The organism is Mesotoga sp. HF07.pep.5.2.highcov, assembly GCF_003666285.1.
Taxonomy (GTDB): domain Bacteria; phylum Thermotogota; class Thermotogae; order Petrotogales; family Kosmotogaceae; genus Mesotoga; species Mesotoga prima.
Genome location: NZ_JFHJ01000092.1, coordinates 1 through 7,411, shown reverse-complemented (window position 1 = coordinate 7,411; position 7,411 = coordinate 1). Strand labels below are relative to the sequence as shown.

At 46.5% G+C, this 7,411-nt stretch carries 6 protein-coding genes and 1 pseudogene; 4 read left to right on the top strand and 3 right to left on the bottom strand.

Translation table 11 applies throughout. The annotated features are described in order from the left end of the window. A partial coding sequence (locus BG32_RS01630; protein WP_121526301.1) for a Lon protease family protein occupies positions 1-1,638 on the top strand: 1,638 nt, incomplete at its 5' end. 82 nt (positions 1,639-1,720) lie between these two features. Here BG32_RS01630 and BG32_RS01625 read toward each other — a convergent pair. Then, the gene (locus BG32_RS01625; RefSeq protein ID WP_006490069.1) at positions 1,721-2,731 is read right to left on the bottom strand and encodes a hypothetical protein; all 1,011 of its coding nucleotides are present in this window, start codon (positions 2,729-2,731) and stop codon (positions 1,721-1,723) included. Positions 2,732-2,860: 129 nt separating this feature from the next. Between BG32_RS01625 and BG32_RS01620 the strand changes: the two genes are divergently transcribed. The 3 genes from BG32_RS01620 (at position 2,861) to BG32_RS01610 (ending at position 6,568) form a co-directional block, all read left to right on the top strand. Then, complete coding sequence (locus BG32_RS01620) at positions 2,861-4,084, top strand: S9 family peptidase (RefSeq protein ID WP_121526300.1); 1,224 nt, start codon at positions 2,861-2,863, stop codon at positions 4,082-4,084. A 2-nt stretch (positions 4,085-4,086) separates the two neighbouring features. Further along, entirely contained in the window at positions 4,087-4,776 is a 690-nt protein-coding gene (locus tag BG32_RS01615; RefSeq protein ID WP_006490073.1) for an aspartate/glutamate racemase family protein, read from the top strand. 244 nt (positions 4,777-5,020) lie between these two features. Further along, the gene (locus BG32_RS01610) at positions 5,021-6,568 is read left to right on the top strand and encodes an ankyrin repeat domain-containing protein (protein ID WP_121526299.1); all 1,548 of its coding nucleotides are present in this window, start codon (positions 5,021-5,023) and stop codon (positions 6,566-6,568) included. Between the two features lie 104 nt (positions 6,569-6,672). On the opposite strand, the gene BG32_RS01605 is transcribed toward BG32_RS01610, so the two are convergent. Next, entirely contained in the window at positions 6,673-7,119 is a 447-nt protein-coding gene (locus BG32_RS01605) for a MarR family winged helix-turn-helix transcriptional regulator (protein ID WP_006490077.1), read from the bottom strand. A 3-nt stretch (positions 7,120-7,122) separates the two neighbouring features. After that, positions 7,123-7,411, bottom strand: a pseudogene (locus BG32_RS01600) (MATE family efflux transporter); the annotation flags it as partial.

The following is a 7,411-nucleotide window of genomic DNA, read 5'->3' as shown; positions in this document are numbered from 1 at the left end:
CACATAAGGGAGATGAAGGATAGATTCAGCGAAAGTAAAGAGGTTGTGGACTTTATTGAGAGCATGAAGAAGGATCTTCTTGACAATCTTGGAGTCTTCTTCAGCCAGGAGATCGATTCGAAGGCCTTTTTTGGCAAGAGATACGCAGTAAACCTATTTGTCGACAATTCTGGAATAGAGGGAAAACCGGTTGTAGAGGTAACAAACGCCAATTACTCTTCCCTCTTTGGAAGAATCGAGTACGTAGCGAAGATGGGAATGCTCGATACCGATCACACAATGATAAGACCAGGAGCGATACACAGTTCCAATGGCGGATACCTTGTTCTAGATGCTAAAAACGTGCTAAGTGAACCGTATGTTTGGCAAACACTGAAACAGGTTCTCTTTTCGGGCCTGGAGGGAATCGAGAATCTTGAACATAAGATCGGCCTGCTTTCGACTGTGAGTCTGAAGCCGGAGCCGATTCCACTTGACATAAAGATCGTCATGATCGGAGAGCCCTGGATATACAGTATGCTTAGCACCCTTGACACCGATTTTAAGAAGCTCTTCAAAGTAAAGGCAGAGTTCGACTGGGAAATGACTATACAGAATGATACTGTGGACAAGCTCTGCGGACTCATGTGCAATATTGTTAAGGCGAACTCCTTAAGGCCATTAGAGAGAGAAGGAATAATAGAGGTCATCAAAAGAGCGATCTTCCTTTCTGGGAGTAGAAAGAAGGTTTCTACACAGTTCGGTGCACTTGAACAGATCCTTCTCGAAAGCTCGGCCGTCGCGGAAGTCAGTGGTCACGAGATGATACAGGCCGATGACGTATCGACTGCATGGGAAGAAATGCACAAAAGGGTTTCGCTCTATCAAGATAAGATTAAAGAGATGTTCCAGAACTCGACTTTAATGGTTCAAACAGAGGGGGAACTTGTCGGCGAAATAAACGGCTTGACAGTGATCCAGACTGAAGATCTTTCTTTCGGAATACCGGTGAAGATTACCGCCAAAGTCGGACCTGGCAACAGCGGAATCGTCGATATACAGAAGGAATCCGAGCTTAGTGGACATATTCACAATAAGGCCAGTCTGACCATTCAAGGATATATGAGCTCGAAATACGCGCAGCAGTTCCCGCTAAGCCTAAATGGCTCGATAAGTTTCGAGCAGGTTTACTCGGCGGTTGAAGGAGATAGCGCTTCGGTTGCCGAAACGATAGCCTTCCTTTCTGCAATTGCTGAAGTTCCAATAAAACAGTCGATAGCCGTAACAGGTTCAATAAACCAGAGCGGACGAGTTCAGCCGGTAGGTGGTGTCCAATACAAGATTCAGGGTTTTTATGATCTCTGCAAAATTAAGGGCTTCAACGGCCAGCAGGGAGTGATAGTGCCCGAAGCGAACTCCGATAACGTGATTCTAAACGACGAAATAATAGGAGCGATTAAAGAAGGTAGATTCAATGTCTGGACTATCGAAACCGTGGACGAGGCTATAGAAATTCTCACGGGAATGAAACCGGGGAAAATCGGAAAGAACGGGCAGTACTCTTCAGGCAGTTTCAATCGACTTGTCGTTGACAGGCTCAAGAAGTTCTACGAGATTGCCTCTCGAACACATGATCGAAGCGGCAAGGACGCCGATTAGTCCGGCCACTTCATTAAACCAGCAAAAACGGCGATAGAGTATACCTCTGACTATCGCCGTTTTGATTTTAAGAACAGCGCTTCTAGGATTCGGAATCTATCTCGGCGAATCTCGCAAGCATATAGTTTATGTAACCCTTTACATAGGAGGCAGTTTCTCTTAAAATCTCTACTGAAAGCGCATCGAGCTTCTCTGTTTCGCCTGCGTTTTGAAGATCGTCGAAGTAAGCTTTTCCTAGCCAGACTGCCTCGGGATTTTCCAGTTCGTCCCCCATTGTACGTTTAAGTTCGTAATATACTGAACTCAGCTTATTTCTGGAGTATCTTCGCAAACTAACGGCCGCTTGCTTCGGATCCTTAATCTCTTTGGGTGAAACCTCTTTGATCGCCTCAACGAGCGGTTCGTATTCTTCCCAGAGCAGGTATCCTCCGTAGAAATCATATGCGAAATGAAAGTTTGCAAAAACAGTCTGCCACTTGTCTATATTGAATGGTAGCTTCACCAGCTCGAAAAACGGTGCCGGGAAAGTATGAAATGGTTGACCGACGTCTTCAAGATAGTGAATGGCTCTTCCCATAAACCGGTATGCCCAGTAACGGTCTCCTCTCGAATAAGCAATCTCGGCGAGATCACTGAAATACTGAACCACGTCGGTCGCTTTACCAATTCTAATGAAGAAAAGCATTCTGTATTCCATGTGTCTCAACCCCTGGCTGTCTCCGAGAAGTGTCTCTATTCCTTTAAGTTCAAGCCCCTTGTCCATACCTAGATCGGGCTCGTAAGAATAGACAGAAAGGATCTGCCACAGGGGCGCCAAGTTGTCAACGGGTTTGGGGTTTGGGAAGATCGAGGTGTAAAGATCGAGGTCTTCTTCAGGCAGATAGTTTTCACCGAGATAATCGTAGAAACCCTCTATGGCCGGATTGTACTCCTGAGTATCTACATCGGCGTACGTATAAGGGGTAATTTGGACAAACTCATCGAAATCATCCTCATACTGCGAAACAATGATATAAGTAAGCGCGTCATGCCCCGACCACGAAAAGGCAAACGCAGTCACAAGCAGTATAAGAATCACCATCACTCTTTTCATGTGATCACCTCCAGTCTGATAATATCAGATTTCATGTTGCATTATTACCTTCTCAAGAGCGTTTCGCTTTCGGTATTAGAACTCTTTTCTGATAGTATTATTGAGAAAAGGCGTTAAAGGAGGTGCGAAATGGGGGACAATTCAAAGAGAGTCTCAAGAGGTTTGCTAGATGTGAGAATACTGCGTGATGTCGAATTCGATTTTCAACTTTACAGGTCTCTCGGAGCGGTTTCCTACGAAGGGGGAACGGTTGGGGAGATCCTCTCTCTTGTACCGCATATAAATTGCGACGATCCCGACTCGTGGGTGAAGTCATTCAAAGAGCTCGCGACGAAGCTGAAGAATCACGCCCTTATAGTTCTTCAGAAAGGCAATAACGAGAGCGCGAGACAGGAGTTTTTGAGGGCTGCAAATTATTTCAGAGCTGCCGAGTATTTTGGCGATCCCAGAGACTCGAAGACAAGATACCTCGGAATGGAAAGCAGAGATTGCTTTGTATATGCTTTCAGGACCACCGATATTCAATTTGAAGCGGAGAGGATACCATACGGCGAGGATTTTATTCCGGCGTACTGGATTGCTCCGACAACAGGCGGCAAGAAGAAGACGATAATGATGATGAGTGGTTTTGACGGGACGTCGGAAGAAATGTATTTCCAGGCGGGCTCGGCCGCTTTGCAAAGGGGTTACGCGATTGTTCTCTTCGATGGTCCCGGTCAGGTGGGAATGAGAAGGTTCTCGCCAGAGACTCCGTTGCGTCCCGACTACGAAGTCCCGATCTCCAAAGTTGTCGATTATGCCCTGTCGAAGGAGGATGTCGACCCTTCTAAACTTGCGCTGTACGGCATAAGTCTGGGAGGATACTTCTCGCTTAGGGCGGCGGCAAACGATTGCAGAATAAGGGCCCTGATTTCTAACTCGCCAATTACTGATATGTACAAGTACATGTCTGCATTTGCCGGAGAAGCGATCAATTCTCCCGAAGACATTACACTTGAGACAGTCGATCTTGTGCCGACCGAGTATCTATCGAAGGCCCAAAAACTGCAGCTCGTTAACATAATGCTTAAATATGGAAGGCATTCAATGTTCAAGGCTTTCGAGAGAATGAAGGACTTTGTGGTCGGTGATAGCATAAAGAATATCCAGGTTCCCTTCCTTGCAATGGTTAGTGAGGGAGAAGGAGAAGAGGCGCTTTCCCAGGCGAAGGAAGCTTCTGATAGCGTTTCGGGAAAGTCAACAATGAGGATCTTCACTAGAGAAGAAGGCGCAGATTCCCACTGTCAGGTTACAAATCTTCCCTTGTCCAATTCAGTTCTTCTTGACTGGTTGGATGAGGTCTTCGGAGCGTAGACATGAAGCGCATAGGTTTACTTGGAGGAATGAGCTGGGAGTCATCGCTCGAGTACTACAGATTGCTTAATGAGATGGTTAAGAACAGGCTTGGGGGATTGCATTCCGCGGAATGCATAATGGCTTCCGTTGACTTCGGACCGGTCTCGGACATGATGAAGACGGATGACTGGAAGGGTATAGAGAGAGTCCTTTCCGAGGCTGCCCAAGATCTTAAGAGAGCGGGTGCGGATTTTCTGATTATCTGTACGAACACAATGCACCTCATAGCAAGGGAAATTGAAAAGGCATCCGGACTCGAGGTCATCGAAATAGGCATTGCTGTCGGTGAGGAGATCGAGCGAAGAGGACTTAAAACCGTTGGACTCCTCGGAACAAGATTCACCATGGAAAGAGCTTACTATAGGGATACATTGGCGGGATTTGGGATAAGTGTTATCGTTCCCTCGGAAGAAGAAAGGGCAGTAGTAGATAGGATCATCTTCGAGGAGCTGTGCAAAGGAATCTTTAGAGAAGAATCAAAGTCGGCATATAAGAAAATAATTAACGGGTTGCAAATGAACGGAGCAGAGGGAGTGATCCTTGGTTGCACCGAAATACCTCTTTTGATAAAAGAGTCCGACGTGGACATTCCCGTTTTCGATACGACGGCCATTCACGCCCGGGCGGCCGTTGAACATGCACTTTCGTGATTCGAGACTGCGAATAGTAGATCGTTCACAGTTCCACAGAAAAGTATACTCAAGTGTCCGCTTCATAAAACAAGGGCAGTATGTTTCTGAACCAGTTAGTTCAACCTGATGTTAGATTCAAGATCACTCTTGTATGGATCTCGACAGGTTAATGGAATATTTCAGCTGGATACTGTCACACGCGGAGATCATTAGCTATTTCAAATAACTGAAATTGCCTACATCCATGAAGGAGGATTCAAGTATGAGAAAAATCTTGTCAGTGCTTTTGTCTGTATTGCTGCTATCAGCAGTCTTATTTTCAAACGTTTACAGCAGTGCGTCCAACGGTGACTTACAGGGAGTAAAGGAAGCCTTGAACAGCGGTGGTGACATCAATGAGTTGGGTTACGCAAACAAATCGGCCCTTATGGTTGCTGCAGATTCCGGCCACTCGGATATTGCGGTTTTTCTAATCGAATCCGGAGCAGACATCTCCATTGTTGACGACAACGGTTATACCGCTCTTCATTACGCGGCGAGAAAGGGCCTCCTCGAGGTTGTGAAGATACTGCTTGAAAGAGGGGCGGATATAAACGCTCATCCAGCAAGTTCGATGTTTTATGAAGGCTATACGCCCTTGATCCTCGCTTGTGACAACTCCAAGAACGACGTTACTCTGGAAGTTGTGAAGTATCTTGTAGAGAAGGGAGCCGATCTTGAGAGAGTTGAATATGCTTTCCGGTCTCCGCTGATCGCCGCGATCTTTTCGAAGGGAACAAACACCGTAAAATTCCTTCTGGAAAGCGGCGCCGATCCAAACCGACCGGCCAAAGACGGCAGAACGCCGCTATACCTAGCTATATCGGAAGGCCTCCCAATTGAGGGCATAGAGGCTCTTCTGGAATACGGGGCCGATGTGTCTGTAGGAAACGAGTACTACACGCCGCTTCAGCTGGCTGTATCTAAGTCGAAAAACGATGTCGCTATTAAGCTGATTGAGTTTGGAGCGGACTACTGGGCTGTAGATGAGGATGGGAATACTCTCCTCCATCGTGCTGCCGGAAAAGGTTCCACAAAAAACATAGAAATGTTTGTCAAGCTTGGGATCGATATAAACGCTAGAAACAACGAGGGAAAGACACCTCTCCATATCGCTGCCGAAGATGATCACCTCAAGAATGTCAAGCTGTTGATCTCTCTTGGAGCGGACGTCCTGGCAAGGGACAACAACAACTATTTACCGTTCCATCTGCATCTAGCCGTGTATGAAGAAGATGTAGAAGTTATCGAGCAGTTGCTTTCGGCAGGAATCAGCGTAGACAACAACGAAGTCGAGACCGGGATCTCTCCGCTTCATATCGCTGCGGCATATGGAAAAACTGACATTGCAAAGCTTTTGATCCAGAAAGGAGCAGACGTCTCGATAAAAGCACAGGGAGGTCTTCAGCCAATCCATGCAGCGGTGGGTAGTTATGGGAGTCTGGAGATGGTTGATTACTTGCTGGAAAGTGGGGCAAATATCGACGCCGAAGATGACGAAGGCAGAACCCCAATTTTCTATGCTGTAGTAGACTATAACATGGAGGCGATCTCCCATCTCGGAGAGAAGGGGGCCAACGTAAATCATAGGGACCATGCCGGTATGACACCCGCTCATTATGCGGTTCAGGACGAATGGGACGGAATTGAAATGTTGACAATTCTAAACAGTTTCGGCCTTCTAGCAAATGTCAAGGACAACTCCGATAAGACCCCAGAGGATTACGCGGCTTCCGAAGAAATAAAAGAGTTCTTGAAGACTCTTTACTGAAGATTCAGATAAGCTTTTCGCAATGTCCCACAAACATGGCCTCTGCGTTTGCGGAGACCGTGTTTTTTGATTGCCTGAGAAGGGACCCGGAGATAGTTATGAACTTACTTTGCCTTTTTCGCATTAGTGGCTGCTCTCTCAAGAAGGGATAGCAGTTGCTGCTTTTCGTCGCCTGAAAAGCCTTCCGTTAGTATCTCTTCAAGCTCCGAGCCAAGTTTTCGGAGTTTCTGTCCGATCTTCTTCCCGTTATCGGTAAGAAAAAGCTTGTAAACCCGGGTGTCCAAAGAATCGATTTCTCTCTTAACGTAACCCGCTTCAGTTAGTTTGCTCATAGCCTTTGCGGTCGTGGCCTTGTCAACGCCAAGAATATCGCTAAGTTCGTTCTGGCTGATTCCTTCTTTTGACATAAGAACTCTCAAAAAGAAGAAGTGCCCGCTTCCCAATCCATATTTCTGCATTTCCCTGCTGAAGTAGACGTTTGCACTGCGTGAAATGCAGTATATCCAGCGACTTATGTACCCTTCCCCACTGAAAGATAGATCATGAGACATCCGTTATTCCTCCTCAACATTGAGCTCGCCTGAATGGAATATTTTCAACTCTCTAAGGTAGAAAACCAGCGAGATTGCGAAAGCAATCAAATCGGCAAGAGGGAAGGATATCCAGATGCCGTTAATCCCAAGGAAGCGCGGGATAACTAAAATCAGAGGGATAAGTATGATTATCTGCCTGAGGAGGGATAAGAAAAGTGCTGGTAAAGCCTTTCCGAGAGCCTGGAACATTCCAGATGCAATAACCTGAACTCCTATCGTGGGGGTGGCAAGGATAACTATTCTGAGTGCA

Excerpts from the sequence above, each read along its gene's own strand:
- BG32_RS01625 (WP_006490069.1), bottom strand. The coding sequence starts at position 2,731 with ATGAAAAGAGTGATGGTGATTCTTATACTGCTTGTGACTGCGTTTGCC.
- BG32_RS01620 (WP_121526300.1), top strand. The coding sequence starts at position 2,861 with ATGGGGGACAATTCAAAGAGAGTCTCAAGAGGTTTGCTAGATGTGAGA.
- BG32_RS01615 (WP_006490073.1), top strand. The coding sequence starts at position 4,087 with ATGAAGCGCATAGGTTTACTTGGAGGAATGAGCTGGGAGTCATCGCTC.
- BG32_RS01610 (WP_121526299.1), top strand. The coding sequence starts at position 5,021 with ATGAGAAAAATCTTGTCAGTGCTTTTGTCTGTATTGCTGCTATCAGCA.
- BG32_RS01605 (WP_006490077.1), bottom strand. The coding sequence starts at position 7,119 with ATGTCTCATGATCTATCTTTCAGTGGGGAAGGGTACATAAGTCGCTGG.